This window comes from Gilvimarinus sp. 1_MG-2023 (assembly GCF_030548285.1).
The window spans coordinates 496,160-511,986 of sequence record NZ_JAUOSC010000002.1 but is presented as its reverse complement, the minus strand read 5'-3'; the positions used below and the strand labels follow the sequence as shown (position 1 = coordinate 511,986).

The window sequence follows — 15,827 nt, the reverse complement described above, 5'->3', positions numbered from 1 at the left end:
GCGCCGCCCTCGTGGTTTTGGGGCGACGCCCGAGTACTGAATTAAGAGTAAGTACCGCGGATAGGGTAGTCATTTTCGGGGTCGCGAATGAACTCCAAACCCGATACCAATATCTCAGGGTCCGGCCGTGAAAAAGGCGCATTGGCGATATCAACGATTTGAATGCGCCCATCACCGTTAATAATAAACAAGGCTGGCTCTGCAAAGGGGTGATCCGTTTCTTTTGCTGAGCGAGGCTGCGAAATATACACCCCTAGGGTTTGCATTTGTTCGATGCTAAGGCTGTGGTAGAGCGCAAACGAAACCTCAAGCTGCTCTTTGTGTTCATTCAGCTGCTCTGAACTGTCGGCAGAGACGGCGACCAACTCCACATCCATATCGGCCAGCCTCTGTTTGTAATTTTCGAGCTCGTTTAAGTATTTTGTACAAATAGGGCAGTGTTTACCGCGGTAAACCACGACCATTTTCCAGCTCGATTCCGATTGACGTTGACCGAGCAGAACGTCGGTATTGTCGGCGCTTTTAACGCTAATGTCAGGAAAAACGGCGGCTGAAGAGATTTTTCTATCAGACATAATTGCCTCCTAATAATGCAACTTAAAAAATGCGCTATAAGCGCTTGAATCATCGCACTCTACAAGGGGCAAAAATTAAGCCAGTAGAGAGTGCAGGCTAACAAGATGTGCTGCGTCTCACAGAACTCGAAAATTGTACAAATAATAAACAAAGTCGACGGCGTGTAAGCAGTCTCGGAATTGGCTCGCATCGTTGTAATAGGGCTTTGGGGAGGGGGTGAGGTGTCGGTAAATTTTTGTGAGAAAAGCTGAATTTAGATTTCTATCTGCTAGTCTTATGGGAGGCAAGCTTATTTATGATTGCGGTGCCTCGCTGCCAGTGATGATTTGCTCTGCTGGCTGTGAGCCTATCTCTAGGCTCGGACCTTAGATGTATTCGGGTTCGAGTTGGAATCATTATCTTGTCGCTCGACTGACGCCTAGGAGCTATCTATGTATCATAAATTTAATAAAACAATACTGGCTACTACCCTCGCCTGTTTACCTGTGCTTGCACACAGTGCCTCTTTTCAGCTGTTAGAGCAAAGCCCTGCGCATATGGGGAAAGCATTTGCCGGTACAGGTTCGGATATTACGGATGCGAGTACCGTTTATTTCAACCCTGCTGGTATGACCCAGATCGATCGCACGTCCTTTACCGCGGCCATTAACTTTGTAGCAACCGATGCAACCTTTAATGATGAGGGATCATCCTTTTCTGGCGGCGGCGATAACACCGACGAGTTAGGTGTCATACCCAACCTCTACGCCGTTGTACCCTTGAGTGACCGGTTCTCGGTAGGGTTTGGTATTAATGCGCCCTACGGCTTGTCCAGCAGCTTTAGCGATGAATGGGTGGGGCGCTACTCGGCCACCTATAGTGAGCTGCAACTGGTTAATATTAATGCCACCACCGCTTGGCAGATAGCCGATTTTATTGCTGTTGGGGTAGGTATTAACTATCAAACCATCGAGGCCGACCTGCAAAGTCAGGTCGACTCGACCCTTGGTTTGGCTCCCAGCCCTGCTACCGACAGTAGCGCTCAAATCAAAGGCGATGACGACGGCTTTGTTATCGATTTAAGCGTACTGATTACCCCGTCCGATAAAACGAGCATTGGTGTTTCGTGGCGGGAGGGCGGCGAATATACTCTCGAAGGCGAAGCCACCTTTGATTTTAATGCTACCTGTAGCCCCGGCGTTGGTGCGCCTTTACCTCCTCAGGCAGGTGGGTCGACAGGCACCGCCTGCTTTGCAGGATTATCCACACTCGGTGGGGATATCGAATCAGATGTCACTCTGCCAGACACACTGACCGTTAGTGCGACGCAATATATTACCGACGGCTGGGCATTCCACGCGGACATTGCCAAAACCAGTTGGAGCAGTATTCAAAATATCCAGGTAATCAATGTCGGTAATGGTGCTGAGGTAGACGTGCTGGATCTGCAGTACGATGACACCATGCGCTATGCACTGGGCACCAGTATGGATACCGGGGCCTGGACTTGGCGCGCCGGGGTAGCGCTTGATGAAGCGCCGCAAACCAACCCAGAGCACGTCAGCCCGCGTATTCCCGATGCCGACCGCACTTGGTTAAGCCTCGGGGCTAACTGGGAAGTCTCTGCTAACTTGTCACTGGATTTTGGCTATACCCATCTATTGATTGACGATGCATCGCTCATTGAAGAAGAGACGAATGATCTGGGTATTACTCACACACTTTCCGGCTCATTTGACAGTAGCGTTGATATCTTCGCTGCGCAGCTGAACTGGCAGTTTTAAAATACGCAGAACGCAGAACGCAGAACGCAGAACGCGAGACGGGGTACGGATTATCATTCCGTACCCCGTTACAGCTTTTTCTCCCAAAAAAATGCCTGCCCTTGGGTGGGGTCTAATTGATAGCGGGAAAACCCGAAGGACTGGTAAGCGGCTTGCGCCCGTTCGTTGCCGCTGAGTACTTCTAGCGTTAATTTGCAGCAGTCATGATTGCGCCCCACTGATTCTAGCTCTGTCAGTAGCAGGCGGCTTAGGCCCCGGCCGCGGTAGTTTTTTAGTACCGCGAGATCATGAACGTTGAGCAGTGGCCGGCAGGCAAACGTCGAAAACCCAAAAAATGCGTTGAGGATAGCCACCGGGCGTTGTCCGTCCCAGGCTAAAAGTGTTACGGCATTGTGTTGCTTAAGTTTAGTGGCCAGATTTTTCCGGCTGTAATCCGACAGTGGTTGTCCACCCCCCATCGGATCTTGAGCGTAGGCGTCCATCAGTACAATAATGGCCTCGGCATCTTCAGCTCGATCGTAATCGGCGCGTTTAATGGTTATCAACGGCTCAACTCCGTGGCTTTTTCTAAGTCATAAACCGCATCGGTTATGCTGTCCATACGTTCGTGCAGTAAAGCACTGGCGTCATGCAGGCCGCGATTATAAAAATAGGGACCAATTTCTTCGGCAAAGAAATCCAATAAAAAAAGTGCATCAAAACTGCCAATGGTTTGATCCAACTCCTCGCGAAAGTACAGTTGAATTTTAGATGTAATGACCTCTTTTTCCCGGTCGGAAAATTTCATGAGGATATCCTTAAAGTTTGAATAAGAGGGATGTCGGGCAAGTGATCGGCCACTGCCTGCCATGTATGCTGTCGCTCTAGGCACTGGGTAATCAATGGCAGTGGCTCAGGCCATATTTCAGATAAATCGGCCTCGCCGGGTGTCAAGATTGGAAAGGCCAACTTTTCAATCGGTGGACAAAACTCAGTATTGACGCCCGGTTTATTGCCGCGAGCATCCAGCCGATACCAGCCGTATGGCGGTAAATACACGGCGTTTAAACCGTGCAGGCAAAACGGCGCCCGGTTATTACTAACAGTTAAGCGTTGATAGCACAATCCGGCTGGAATATTGGCGGCGCGTAGCAGTGCCGCCAGCAAATGGCTTTTGGCGTAGCAATATCCCGTACCGGCTTTTAATACTTCTGAGGCGCGGCAGGTGGTTGGGCTGCGCTGGTAGTCCCAGCTGTGTTCGATCTGGTCGCGTACAAATACAAAACATGCCTCGGTTTTTTCGCGAGGGGTATCGAGCTTGTGAGTTAAAGCGGCACTTTGTTGTGTTATCGCTTTATTTTGCCAATCAATATATACGCTGGCGGCTAAGTAGGAGGTCAAGGTGTCGGGCGTCATGGCGTACTTGAGGCCTAGCGATACGATTTATTCAGTTTTTGTTGTGCGAAATATTCTTGAGCCCTTCGCATAATACGTGGAGATAACAGTAAAGCCGACACCATGGTGGGGATGGCCATAACCGCGTACATGCCAATCAGAAAATTAAACAGGGCGGTGAGTGATGCCACCGCGCCGATCACAATAAACACACAGTAGATCCATACATAGTGGTGTTGGTGTTGAGCCCCAATTAAAAAACCTAAGCATTTACTGCCGTAATACCAAAAAGTAAGAATAGTGCTCAAACTTAGAAATATGACCATCATCGTAAGGAGTATGGGCCCCCAAGAGCCATAGGTCGCCGAAAAGGCACCGGCGGTTAACAGTACCCCATCGTTCTGGCCTAATTGCCAGACGCCGGTTACTAAAATTGCCAGAGCAGTGCAGGTGCACACCAGCAATGTATCGATGATAGGCCCGACCATTGCCACCAACCCCTCGCGCACCGGTTCATTGGTTCGCGCCGCCCCGTGCGCCATGGATTCTGTGCCTATGCCCGCCTCGTTGGAAAAAGCGCCGCGACTGACCCCAACTTTAATGACTGTGCCCAGCGCGCCCCCGGCCACAGCGGTGGCGGAAAAGGCGTCGTGAAAAATCAGCGAAAATGCCTCGGGAATAGCACTAGCGTGACTGATTAACACCCCCCCGGTCATCACTAAATAAACCAGTACCATGGTGGGTACGATGCGTGCAGTTACCTTGCCTACGCGCTGCAATTGACCGCTAATAATGGCAAAAATAACAAGGGCAGCCAATATGCCTACAACCAAATCGAACAGAAAGTGCGAACCATCACTGGCGAGGTTGAGGGGGTAGGCAACCGAGGTTCGTAGCAAGTTAACAAGCTCGTTGATCTGAAAGATAGGTTGTGTGCCGCACAAACCAGCAAACGCGAAGACAAAGGCCAGCCAGAGCCAGCGGGCGCCCAGCCCCTCGCGTATCACATACATGGGCCCGCCTTGAAGTTCGCCGGCGGAGTCACGGCCGCGATACATGACCGCTGCGGTGGCGGTAAAAAACTTAGTGGCGATACCCACCACGGCGGTTACCCACATCCAAAACACAGCGCCGGGCCCGCCGGCGGTAATGGCCAGGGCGACGCCGGAAATATTACCCAAGCCCAAGGTGCCAGAAAGCGCCGTGCTGAGAGCCTGAAAGTGATTGAGAGTGCCCTGGGCGTAGCTTTGGTCGTAGCGGCCGGTGAGTATGGCCAGGCCGTGGCCGAGGTGCCGATAGGGCAAGCCGCGGCTGTAAATGACGAAAAAAAGCCCGCCACCGACCAGTAAAACGATCAGTGGTGTGCCCCACATAAACGTGGCAAATTGTTGTAATAGCGTTTCCACAGAGCCCCCAATCATTAGATGAGGGTTAGGGTAACATTTTCAGCGGAGAACGGAGAACGGGGACAGGTTAAGGAAAAATCGGACCCGTAACCCGGCTCTCTAGCTCGTCTCGTCTCCCCCCGCCATGTTCAGCTCTTTGAGTTTGCGGGTCAGCGTGTTGCGTCCCCAACCCAGCAAGTTGGCAGCATCGCGTTTGCGCCCGGCGGTGTACTTAAGCGCGGTTTCAATCAGGGCGCGCTCAAAGGTGGGGACGGCTTCGCTTAGTAATTGGTGGTGGCCGCGAGCCAGGGCTTGATCGGCCCAGTGGCGCAGGGCTTTTTCCCAGTCATCGGCCGGCGCATTGCCTTCTTTATTGTCCATCAGCTCCGGCGGTAAGTCTTCGGTGTGCACTTCGCGCCCCGAGGCCATCACCGTAATCCAGCGACAGGTGTTTTCTAGCTGGCGGACATTGCCCGGCCATGACAAGCCACACATAAAGTCTTCGGTTTCTTGCAGCAATACTTTCGGGTCGACGTTTAATTCACCGGCAGCTTTTTGCAAAAAGAACTGAGATAGCTTGGGGATGTCTTCGCGCCGATCAGCCAACTTGGGAATATGAATACGAATAACGTTTAGGCGGTGAAACAAGTCTTCACGGAAACGGTTATCGGTTACCAAATTTTCCAAGTCCTGGTGGGTGGCGGCAATAATGCGTACGTCCACTTTCACTGGTGTGTGGCCGCCAACGCGATAGAATTCGCCATCGGCTAAAACGCGCAGCAGGCGCGTTTGGGTCTCGGCTGGCATATCGCCTATTTCATCTAAAAACAGGCTGCCACCATTGGCTTGTTCAAAGCGACCTTGGCGCTGTGTGGCGGCCCCGGTAAAGGCGCCTTTCTCGTGGCCGAACAGTTCTGATTCCATTAAGTCTTTGGGAATGGCGGCCATGTTCAGTGCTATAAAAGGTTCGTTGCGTCGCGGGCTGTGGCGATGCAGTGCGCGTGCTACTAGCTCTTTACCCGTGCCCGATTCACCGTTAATCAATACCGTGATATTGGATTGCGATAGACGGCCAATCGCGCGAAACACTTCTTGCATGGCTGGTGCTTCACCGATAATCTCGGTATCGACTTCTACAGCATCGGGGTGAGTGCGTTCGCTTTTTTGCTCTTCGGCGTGAGCCAGCGCGCGTTGAACCACGGCTACCGCTTCGTCTACGTCAAAGGGTTTGGGTAGGTATTCAAAGGCCCCACCTTGGTAGGCTGCTACGGCACTGTCTAAATCTGAGTGCGCTGTCATAATAATCACCGGCACTTCAGGGTGGTTGGTGTGTAGAGTTGATAACAACCCTAGACCATCAACCCCGGGCATGCGAATGTCACTGACAATAGCGTCGGGAATTTCTCGGTTAAGCTGACTGAGTGCCGAGTCACCGGTATCGAAAGTACGCGTTACAATGTTGGCACTTTGTAGGGCTTTTTCTAAAACCCAACGAATTGAACGGTCGTCGTCAATAATCCATACGCAATTAGACTTCTGCATGGCGGTTTCTCGTAGCTGTAGTTGAAGAGGATGTGGTTTCCATGGGCAGGAACAAGGAGAAGCGTGTCTCGCCCGGTTCACTGTGGCACTCGATTAAGCCATTGTGTTGATGGATCAAGTGCTGGGAAATAGTTAAACCTAGGCCAGTGCCTTCGGCGCGGCCAGATATCATGGGGTAAAAAATTTGTTTTACCATATGCTCGGGAATACCCGGACCGTTATCGACCACCTCAATATGAATCACCAGCGGATGGTGATGGCCGGCAATGGTGTATTGGCGGCGTACTCGTGAGCGCAAGGTCAGCGTTGGGTTGGGTGTATGGTTTTCTTTCATCGCTTGCATGGCGTTGCGTGCAATGTTGAGTAATGCCTGAATAAGCTGTTCTTTGTCGCCGTTGATATCGGGTAGGCTAGGGTCATAGTCGCGAACGATGTGAATCGCATCGCCACTTTCTGCGTGTATCATTGTGGCCACACGCTCTAAAACCTCGTGAATATTCAGTTGCGACAACTGCGGTAATTGATTGGGGCCGAGCATCCGGTCTACTAGATTTCGCAGGCGGTCGGCCTCGTCGATAATAATGCCGGTGTATTCTTTCAGTTCAGGTTCCGGTAATTCTCGGGCCAATAATTGCGCTGCTCCACGAATACCACCCAGTGGGTTTTTGATTTCGTGAGCCATACCGCGAATCAGAATTCGTGTGGTCTCTTGCGATGATGACAACATTTCTTCACGGGAGATGCGCAGTAAGCGGTCTATGGGTAAAATCTCAATCACTAAGCCTTGATTGTGACTGAATGGTGTAACCGTATAATCTACCGTAATTTGCTCGCCGTTGAGCAATTGCCATTCGGCGTGTCGCTTGGTGTAATGATTGGCTTGCTGTGCCGCGTGACTCAGCTCACCAGGTGTATCACTAGACTCGTGAAAAAAATGCGTAAAGGGTTCGCCTAGGCAGCGCTCCAGACTGATGGACAACAACGCTTCAGCGGCCGGATTGATATGGCACAGCTGCAGGTGGCCATCCAAAAGAATGATGGCTGTGCTCAGGCTGTCGAGCAATTGTTTGTGTAAATCAGTGGGTGTCACGTTATTTCTATACTCCTGGCGCCGCAGCGTTAAGGCTTGCGGTGATTAATCAAGGTGCACTATGCAATAACCAAACCAACACAAAAGGCGCGAAAAACGGGCGTTTCCTTGCTTGAAGTGTTATTGGGGTTTGTATTCTTGCACAGAATGAGGGCGTTTGCGCCATATTGGGGCGGTTTCTGCGGTCGGGATTACTTCACCGAGGCACGGTGAACATAAACGGTCACGGGCGCGCTGCTAGAGAGCGTGTGCTCATTGCTATCTAGTACATCTACCCGAATGGTGTGTTCGCCACGAATAATCTCGCGAATGGAATAGTTGTTGAGCTCGGTCGTGCCGAGCTGTTTGCCATCCATGTAAAACGCAAATTTGGCCTCGTGGCGCAATGGTGCCTGGGTGGTTACCGCAATCACCAGGTCTCGCTGGCCAGGTGTGAGGGTGTGACCCTCGGAGGGGCTAATAATACGCACCTGATAGTCGGGGTGCTTTTCTTCAGTTTCTATATCCAAGTCAATGTCGGGCGCCATGGCTTTGCCGGCTGGCACAATATTGGTGGGTGGGACATTCACTTTTTCAGTTTTTTCACCGCGTTTGTAGGCTGGGGCGGGGTCATCAGTGTAGGTGACGTTACCGTATTTATCGACCGATTTATAAACTTCGGCCGAGGCATGAAAGGCGAAAAGTGTCAGGGCAATAAATGTCAGTCTAACCATGGTGGTCATTCCTGTAGGAATCAGGTGCGTGCTACATAGTACGATAACGCTTTACCGACAAAAGAAAAAGGCCCGCCTGTTGCCAGGCGGGCCTTTTTGCGACTTAGTCCCTTATCCCTTAAGGGGGGGCTAAGCGAGACTTACACGCTGTAGTACAGTTCGAATTCTACAGGGTGTGGAGTCATTTGCAGACGCTGAATGTCGGCTTGCTTCAGCTCGATATAAGAATCGATAAAGTCTTTGGTGAATACGCCGCCTGCTTGCAGGTATTCGTTGTCGTCTTCCAGAGCTTGCAGAGCTTGTTCCAGGCTAGAGCACACAGTTGGGATTTGCGCTTCTTCTTCTGGGGGCAGGTCGTACAAGTCTTTAGAGGCTGCTTCACCTGGGTGGATCTTGTTCTGAACACCGTCGATACCGGCCATCATCAGTGCAGCGAAGCACAGGTATGGGTTGGCAGTTGGATCAGGGAAGCGAGTCTCAACGCGCTTGGCTTTAGGGCTGGTCACAAACGGAATGCGGATAGACGCAGAGCGGTTGCGAGCAGAGTAGGCCAGCATAACAGGAGCTTCAAAGCCTGGAACCAAACGCTTGTAAGAGTTGGTAGAGGCGTTACAGAAAGCGTTCAGTGAGCGTGCGTGCTTGATGATACCGCCAATGTAGAACAGGGCAGTTTCAGACAGGCCAGCGTAGTCGTCACCAGCAAACTGGTTAACACCGTCTTTAGAGAAAGACTGGTGTACGTGCATGCCAGAGCCGTTGTCGCCAATCAGGGGCTTAGGCATAAAGGTCGCGGTTTTGCCGTAGGCGTGAGCAACGTTATGTACGCAGTACTTCAAAATCTGTACTTCGTCAGCTTTTTTAACCAAAGTGTTGGCACCAACGCCGATTTCGCACTGACCAGCAGTGGCAACTTCGTGGTGGTGTACTTCAATTTCCAGGCCCATGGCTTCCATGGCGTTACACATAGCGCCACGCAAGTCGTTCAGTGAGTCAACGGGAGGTACTGGGAAGTAACCGCCTTTAACGGTTGGACGGTGGCCGGCATTGCCGTCTTCAAAGTCGTCGCCAGAAGACCAGGCGCCTTCTTCAGATTTGATTTTGTAGAAAGAGCCGCCCATTTCAGAGGCCCAGTGTACGCTATCGAATACAAAGAACTCAGGCTCGGGACCGAACAGTGCGGTATCACCCAGGCCGGTAGATTTCAAGTACTCTTCAGCGCGCAGGCCGATAGAGCGTGGGTCGCGATCGTAGCCTTGCATAGTGGTAGGCTCAACGATGTTACAGCGAATAATAATGGTGCTGTCTTCAGAGAACGGATCGACGATAGAGGTTTCGTCGTCTGGCATCAAAATCATGTCTGATTCGTTAATGCCTTTCCAGCCGTTGATGGAGGAGCCATCGAACATTTTGCCTTCTTCGAAGAAGTCCTCGTCAATCGTGGCGGCGGGGATGGTGACGTGCTGTTCTTTACCGCGGGTGTCGGTAAAGCGCATGTCTACCCAGCGCGCTTCGTGTTCTTTAATCAGTTCCAGTGTCTGCTTGTTAGACATCGAATGCCTCCAATTTGAAAAGCCTAGGGCTACGTACGTTTAGTTAAAAAATTCGTCAGTACTCAACGCTACTGATTCAGTGCACCACCGCTAAGGTGGGCAATTTGTGGTTGTGCTCGATTTAAGGCAAGAACTGTACCATAATATTCATATCAAAAGGTGGAGAAAATACAGGGCTTCCGGCCATGGGGTATCTACAGTGGCGCAATGGTGTGCACCATGGTTGTGCTCGTGCACCACGTTTTGACTCATTATGGTGCGCATAAGGTTTGCGCATTTCGCTCAGGTACCTGATTGCATTATAATAACGCGTTTTTACTGCGCGCTTACAGTAGGCTTACATGCATTTCATCGTCAAGGTTTTCCCAGAAATAATTATTAAGAGTCCACCGGTGCGAAAGCGCTTTATTCGTCAGTTGCGAGATAATATACGGTCGCAGGTGGTAGAGGTGTCCAGTGACATTCGGGTCAGTCGCGACTGGGAAAAAGTCGAGCTGATCGCCAGTGATGCAGGGCTGAGCGACCAGGAGGTGGCTCAGCGTGAGGCCCGGGTGACGGAAATTTTGGCCCACACGCCAGGTATCGGTAGCTTTCTAAAGGTGTTGGAGTTTCCCTTGGGGGATATGCACCAAAACTTTGAGCAGGTGCTCGCTTGCTGGCAGGGGCGTTTGGTTGGCAAAACTTTTTGTGTGCGGGTAAAGCGCAGTGGTCGTCATGATTTTACCTCCACCGACGTTGAGCGCTATATCGGCGGTGGCTTAGCCCAGCATACGGAAAACGCCGGCGTGGTGTTGAAAAAGCCCGAAGTGACCGTGCGTTTAGAAATTAAAGATGATCGTTTGTTAGTGGTTTCAAGTCTTCGCAGAGGCTTGGGGGGGTACCCACTGGGGTCGCAAGAGTCTGTGTTGTCACTCATTTCCGGTGGCTTTGACTCTACTGTGTCCACTTATTTGACCATGAAGCGCGGCATTCGCACCCATTTTTGTTTTTTTAACCTCGGCGGTCGCCAGCACGAGATGGGCGTTAAAGAGGTATCTTACTTTCTTTGGAATAAATACGGCGTTTCGCACCCTGTTAAATTTATCACCGTCCCCTTTGAGGGGGTGGTCAGTGAAATTCTGCAAAATGTCGACAACTCCTACATGGGGGTGGTGCTAAAGCGCATGATGATGCGCGCTGCCAGTCAGGTGGCGGCAGAGTTGAAGTTGCCCGCGCTGGTAACAGGGGAGAGTGTGGCCCAGGTGTCGAGCCAAACCTTGCCTAACCTCAATGTGATCGACCGAGTCACTGATACCTTAGTGTTGCGTCCATTGGTGACCATGGATAAAGGCGAAATTATTGATATTTCACGCCATATTGGCACCGAAACCTTTGCTGCCAGCATGCCTGAATATTGCGGGGTTATTTCGGTGCGACCCACCACTCGTGCCAAGCTCGACAAAGTGGTTGCGGTGGAAGAGAAGTTCGATTTTGCTGTATTGGAGCAGGCTGTGCAAAATAAGATCGTCTCGGATGTGCGCGATTTGGCTGAGTCAGTTATGCCCGAGCAACCGCTGGATATCGTGTCGAGCCTGCCCGTGGGTGGAGTGATTATTGATATTCGCCACCCCGACGAAGAGGCGCTCAAGCCATTGGCGGTTGGTGATGCCGAGGTGCTTAAAATTCCCTTTTATACTCTCAATAACGCGCTGGGGCAGCTCGAAGGCGAAAAGCGGTATTATTTGTATTGCGATAAAGGCATTATGAGTCAATTGCACGCCTCTCATTTGGTGGAGGATGGCCAGTCAAATATCGGCGTCTATCGCCCTGAGTGATCAGTGATTATGCGCAAAAAACACAGGGCATCAGTGTTGCAGGGAGCCGTATTGGGATTGGCGGCATTTGGGTTGGTGATGTTGTCGGTTGGTGCCACCTTGTATTTTTCAGGGGTTCCACTCGGTGAATTTGACTTTAATCGAGATCAGGCTGAGCAACAGCGCTATCGCCATTCAACCATGACCGATGCCCGTATACACTGTGAAGAGCGAATGCAGGAGTCTTTCGTTGATCGCATTCGGGTCATGCACGTAGATAAATTCAGCAGTCGTCATGACAGGTCAACCAATCAGTTTAAGATTTATATCGAAGCTGAGATTTTTAAGGACTCCAGCCGAGAGCCTCCCGTGCGTGAAATGTTTATCTCTTGTTTTACCAATGCCGAGTCCGGGCTGATAGAGCTGTTCCAGTTTGCCGGCGACAGCGAGGGGCAAATTGGCTCCGATGGTGAAGAGCCGACCAATTATTTTGGTCTTTGAGGCGGCAAAAGCCACTCACTAGGGATTATTTCCTCAATAGTGCCTAAAAACTGATCTTTTTCATTCCTGTTATCCCTTGAGACCGTTATAATGCGCGCCTTTTTAGCGGTAGAGGCTTCGAGTTGTCTGCCGCTGTCATTTCCCCAAAGTACTGAGGCACACTGTGACCACCCAATCCGACATCGCTAATTTGCGTAATATCGCCATTATCGCCCACGTTGACCATGGCAAAACCACTCTGGTGGACAAGCTGTTGTCTCAGTCTGGCACGCTGGATCGCCGCGACGAAGGCGCCGAGCGCATCATGGACTCCAATGATCAGGAGCGTGAGCGCGGCATTACCATCTTGGCTAAAAATACCGCCATTCGCTGGAATGACTACCGAATTAACATTGTAGACACCCCTGGGCACGCTGACTTTGGTGGTGAAGTAGAGCGCGTTCTGTCGATGGTGGACTCAGTATTGCTGCTGGTGGACGCTGTTGACGGCCCTATGCCGCAAACACGTTTTGTAACCAGCAAAGCGTTTGAAAAAGGTCTGAACCCGATTGTGGTGATCAATAAAGTTGACCGCCCCGGCGCTCGCCCTGACTGGGTTGTGGATCAGGTATTTGATCTGTTCGACCGCTTGGGTGCTACCGACGAGCAGCTCGATTTCCCGATTATTTACGCCTCAGCTCTTAACGGTGTTGCCGGCCCCGAGCCAGATGAGCTGGCCGAAGACATGACCCCGCTGTTTGAAATGATCACCGAGCATGTGAAGGCTCCTGCAGTTGATATCGACGGTGATTTCCAAATGCAGATTTCCGCACTCGACTACAACAGCTACGTTGGGGTTATTGGTATTGGTCGCATTAGCCGCGGCTCGCTCTCACCCAACCAACAGGTAGTGGTAGCCAAACGTGAAGGTGCACCTAAAAAAGCCAAGGTTCTGCAGGTAATGGGTTATCACGGTCTGGAGCGTGTCGACACCGATCGCGCCACCGCCGGTGACATTGTTTGTATTACCGGTATCGATGGGTTGGATATTTCCGACACATTATGTGCCCCCGATGCGGTAGAGGCGCTGCCCGCCCTGACGGTTGATGAGCCTACCGTGAGCATGACTTTCCAAGTGAACGACTCACCGTTTGCCGGTAAAGAAGGTAAGTTTGTCACCAGCCGAAACATTCGCGAGCGACTGGATCAAGAGCTGATTCATAACGTGGCACTGCGCGTTGTGCAGGGTGACAGCCCCGATAAATTCGTCGTATCCGGCCGTGGTGAGCTGCACTTGTCGGTACTGATTGAGAACATGCGCCGTGAAGGCTTTGAGTTGGGTGTGTCACGCCCCGAGGTTATTCAGCGCGAAGTGGATGGCGAGATTCACGAGCCCTACGAGAATGTGGTGATTGACGTTGAAGATCAGCACCAGGGCTCGGTGATGGAAGAGATCGGCTTGCGCCGTGGCGAAATGACCAACATGGAGCCAGACGGTAAAGGTCGCGTTAAGCTGGAGTTCTTGATTCCATCGCGCGGTTTGATTGGCTTTCGCGGTCAGTTCCTCACCATGACCTCTGGCTCGGGCATCATGACCAGCATCTTCGACCACTACGGCCCGGTCAAAGGCGGTGACATTATCAGCCGTCACAACGGCGTACTGATCTCTATGGTTAAGGGTAAAACTTTGGCTTACGCGCTCTTTACTTTGCAAGATCGCGGTCGTCTATTCTTAGGCCACGGCGCCGAGGTCTACGAAGGTCAGGTTATTGGTATTCACTCGCGCGATAACGACTTGAGCGTTAACCCGACCAAAGCGAAACAGCTGAATAACATTCGTGCCGCCGGTACTGATGAAGCGCTGACGTTGTCGCCACCAGTTCGCCACACGCTTGAGCAGGCGTTGGAATTTATTGAAGACGACGAGCTGGTTGAAGTGACGCCCGAGTCAATTCGTGTGCGTAAAAAGCTGTTGACCGAGAATGAGCGCAAGCGCGCTAAAAAATAAGTAATACTTTGGTCGGATGTCTGAGCTCGGGCATCTAATCCAATCATTGCTTGGCAAACCCCGCTATAGGCGGGGTTTGTTGTTTCTGGGGCTTTATTTTGCTCTAGACAGTGTGCCACTTTTCTCTGCGTCCCACTTTGCTTATTTCTGATAGGTGGGGCGAGTCCGTTCAAACCGCGTGCTTCAATAATCCAAAATAATATCGAGGTTATTGTATGCTGGTAAAATTCCTAGCGTGGTTAGCGCCCGTTCTGCTTGTTACTCTTCTGACTTCTACGGCCTGCGCCGAAGACAATAACGGCCCTCGCGAGGTTGATATTGTCAAAGTCGATAACGTCTACCAGCTAAGGGTCGAGGGTCAGCCGTTTGAGGTGCGAGGCGTGGGTGGTTCGCCTATAGGCAGTATGGATCTACTGGTGGCGATAGGCGGTAACAGTGTTCGTACCTGGAATACGAGCAAGGCCGACCAGTTGCTGGCCGAAGCAAAAAAACATGGCGTTATGGTGGCTTTGGGATTTGATACCGACAAAGAGCTGCACGGTTTTGATTACAACGACGAGGCCGCTGTTGCCGAGCAGTTCGAGGCCTTTAAAACAGCCGTTCAGACTTACAAAGATCACCCCAACTTACTGGCTTGGGTCGTCGCTAACGAGCCCAATTTGCTGATGGGCGAAGATGGCTCCCCCCAGGATGTGAACCCTAAAGTGTATGCGGCGATCAACGACATGATCGAGTATATACACCAGCACGACCCCAACCATCCGGTCACTTACACTTTTGCCGGCGCTTCTGAACAGCATATTAAAACCGCGCTGCAGTATACGCCCGATGTCGATTTTATTTCGGTGCAGTTGTATGGCGATGTCGGCAGCTTACCGGAAATCATCGAGGGCCATAATATCGACAAGCCCTACATGGTTACCGAGTATGGCGCCATCGGTCACTGGGAGCGTCCGGCAACCGAATGGGGGCGCGAAATTGAAGAGCCGAGTGGCGAGAAGGCCCGAACCATGGCGCTGCGTATGCGCGATGCCTTCGCGGGCAACCCCACCGGTAAGGTGATTGGCTCCTACGCGTTTTTGTGGGGGCAAAAGCAAGAGCGTACCCCCACCTGGTACGGTATGTTTAACGCCGACGGCAAACCCAATGCCCGTATCGATGAGTTATCGCGTTTCTGGACCGGGCAATACCCAGATAACCGTGCGCCGTTGGCCGCCGATATTCGGTTAAACGGTAAACTTGCCACCGACAGCGTCTACCTTAAGCCGGGGCAGCGGGTCGAAGCTGACGTGGCCGTGCAGGACCCGGATGGCGACCCGATTGACTATCAGTGGGAGCTGCTAAAAGAGGTAAAGACTAGAAGCCAGGGCGGCGCCTTTGAGCAAAAGCCCGCGACCGTTCCGCTTCAGGTTATTGAGCAAGGCTCAGGCCGCCTTGTCTTTACGGCGCCAATTGCAGAGGGCGACTATCGACTCTATTCTTATACCTATGATGGCAAAGGCAAAGTGGGTAATGCGAATTTTCCTTTTTACGTGAAGTTAAACTGACGGCAA

General features: G+C 51.6%; 14 protein-coding genes. 5 read left to right on the top strand and 9 right to left on the bottom strand.

Annotated elements, in window-relative coordinates; translation table 11 throughout:
* Positions 1-41: 41 nt before the first annotated feature.
* Entirely contained in the window at positions 42-575 is a 534-nt protein-coding gene (locus tag Q4563_RS05025; RefSeq protein WP_303603818.1) for a peroxiredoxin-like family protein, read from the bottom strand.
* A 432-nt stretch (positions 576-1,007) separates the two neighbouring features.
* On the opposite strand from Q4563_RS05025, the gene Q4563_RS05020 reads away from it, so the two are divergent.
* Positions 1,008-2,339, top strand: a complete 1,332-nt coding sequence (locus Q4563_RS05020; RefSeq protein ID WP_303603817.1) for an OmpP1/FadL family transporter — start codon at positions 1,008-1,010, stop codon at positions 2,337-2,339.
* Positions 2,340-2,407: 68 nt separating this feature from the next.
* Here Q4563_RS05020 and Q4563_RS05015 read toward each other — a convergent pair whose 3' ends face one another.
* The 8 genes from Q4563_RS05015 to glnA all read right to left on the bottom strand — a co-directional run bounded on the left by Q4563_RS05015 (position 2,408) and on the right by glnA (position 9,993).
* Complete coding sequence (locus tag Q4563_RS05015) at positions 2,408-2,884, bottom strand: GNAT family N-acetyltransferase (RefSeq protein WP_215978131.1); 477 nt, start codon at positions 2,882-2,884, stop codon at positions 2,408-2,410.
* The gene (locus Q4563_RS05010; protein WP_303603816.1) at positions 2,881-3,126 is read right to left on the bottom strand and encodes a DUF2164 domain-containing protein; all 246 of its coding nucleotides are present in this window, start codon (positions 3,124-3,126) and stop codon (positions 2,881-2,883) included. Before Q4563_RS05010 ends, Q4563_RS05015 begins: the two co-directional genes overlap by 4 nt.
* Positions 3,123-3,734: a transglutaminase-like domain-containing protein gene (locus tag Q4563_RS05005; protein WP_303603815.1), complete on the bottom strand. Its 612-nt coding sequence runs from the start codon at positions 3,732-3,734 to the stop codon at positions 3,123-3,125. Before Q4563_RS05005 ends, Q4563_RS05010 begins: the two co-directional genes overlap by 4 nt.
* A 14-nt stretch (positions 3,735-3,748) precedes the next feature.
* Positions 3,749-5,134: an alanine/glycine:cation symporter family protein gene (locus tag Q4563_RS05000; protein WP_303603814.1), complete on the bottom strand. Its 1,386-nt coding sequence runs from the start codon at positions 5,132-5,134 to the stop codon at positions 3,749-3,751.
* 84 nt (positions 5,135-5,218) lie between these two features.
* Positions 5,219-6,640, bottom strand: coding sequence for a nitrogen regulation protein NR(I) (glnG, locus tag Q4563_RS04995; protein ID WP_215978127.1), 1,422 nt, complete (start codon positions 6,638-6,640; stop codon positions 5,219-5,221).
* Entirely contained in the window at positions 6,627-7,730 is a 1,104-nt protein-coding gene (gene glnL, locus Q4563_RS04990) for a nitrogen regulation protein NR(II) (RefSeq protein ID WP_215978126.1), read from the bottom strand. Before glnL ends, glnG begins: the two co-directional genes overlap by 14 nt.
* Before the next feature lie 191 nt (positions 7,731-7,921).
* Entirely contained in the window at positions 7,922-8,443 is a 522-nt protein-coding gene (locus Q4563_RS04985) for a DUF4124 domain-containing protein (protein ID WP_303603813.1), read from the bottom strand.
* Between the two features lie 140 nt (positions 8,444-8,583).
* On the bottom strand, positions 8,584-9,993 hold the full coding sequence (gene glnA, locus Q4563_RS04980; RefSeq protein ID WP_215978124.1) for a glutamate--ammonia ligase: 1,410 nt from the start codon (positions 9,991-9,993) through the stop codon (positions 8,584-8,586).
* A 341-nt stretch (positions 9,994-10,334) separates the two neighbouring features.
* Here glnA and thiI point away from each other — a divergent pair, with 341 nt between their 5' ends.
* From thiI to Q4563_RS04960, 4 genes are all read left to right on the top strand, one after another.
* Complete coding sequence (thiI, locus tag Q4563_RS04975) at positions 10,335-11,807, top strand: tRNA uracil 4-sulfurtransferase ThiI (protein WP_303603812.1); 1,473 nt, start codon at positions 10,335-10,337, stop codon at positions 11,805-11,807.
* A 9-nt stretch (positions 11,808-11,816) separates the two neighbouring features.
* Positions 11,817-12,287 carry a hypothetical protein gene (locus Q4563_RS04970; protein WP_303603811.1) on the top strand — a complete coding sequence of 157 codons (471 nt, stop codon included), beginning with the start codon at positions 11,817-11,819 and terminating at the stop codon, positions 12,285-12,287.
* A 163-nt stretch (positions 12,288-12,450) separates the two neighbouring features.
* The gene (gene typA, locus Q4563_RS04965; protein WP_215978121.1) at positions 12,451-14,274 is read left to right on the top strand and encodes a translational GTPase TypA; all 1,824 of its coding nucleotides are present in this window, start codon (positions 12,451-12,453) and stop codon (positions 14,272-14,274) included.
* Between the two features lie 215 nt (positions 14,275-14,489).
* Positions 14,490-15,821 carry a glycoside hydrolase family 2 TIM barrel-domain containing protein gene (locus tag Q4563_RS04960; protein ID WP_303603810.1) on the top strand — a complete coding sequence of 444 codons (1,332 nt, stop codon included), beginning with the start codon at positions 14,490-14,492 and terminating at the stop codon, positions 15,819-15,821.
* Positions 15,822-15,827: the final 6 nt, after the last annotated feature.

Excerpts from the sequence above, each read along its gene's own strand:
- Q4563_RS05005 (WP_303603815.1), bottom strand. The coding sequence starts at position 3,734 with ATGACGCCCGACACCTTGACCTCCTACTTAGCCGCCAGCGTATATATT.
- Q4563_RS05020 (WP_303603817.1), top strand. The coding sequence starts at position 1,008 with ATGTATCATAAATTTAATAAAACAATACTGGCTACTACCCTCGCCTGT.
- Q4563_RS04960 (WP_303603810.1), top strand. The coding sequence starts at position 14,490 with ATGCTGGTAAAATTCCTAGCGTGGTTAGCGCCCGTTCTGCTTGTTACT.
- Q4563_RS05010 (WP_303603816.1), bottom strand. The coding sequence starts at position 3,126 with ATGAAATTTTCCGACCGGGAAAAAGAGGTCATTACATCTAAAATTCAA.
- thiI (WP_303603812.1), top strand. The coding sequence starts at position 10,335 with ATGCATTTCATCGTCAAGGTTTTCCCAGAAATAATTATTAAGAGTCCA.
- Q4563_RS05000 (WP_303603814.1), bottom strand. The coding sequence starts at position 5,134 with ATGATTGGGGGCTCTGTGGAAACGCTATTACAACAATTTGCCACGTTT.
- glnA (WP_215978124.1), bottom strand. The coding sequence starts at position 9,993 with ATGTCTAACAAGCAGACACTGGAACTGATTAAAGAACACGAAGCGCGC.
- glnG (WP_215978127.1), bottom strand. The coding sequence starts at position 6,640 with ATGCAGAAGTCTAATTGCGTATGGATTATTGACGACGACCGTTCAATT.
- Q4563_RS04970 (WP_303603811.1), top strand. The coding sequence starts at position 11,817 with ATGCGCAAAAAACACAGGGCATCAGTGTTGCAGGGAGCCGTATTGGGA.
- Q4563_RS05025 (WP_303603818.1), bottom strand. The coding sequence starts at position 575 with ATGTCTGATAGAAAAATCTCTTCAGCCGCCGTTTTTCCTGACATTAGC.
- Q4563_RS04985 (WP_303603813.1), bottom strand. The coding sequence starts at position 8,443 with ATGGTTAGACTGACATTTATTGCCCTGACACTTTTCGCCTTTCATGCC.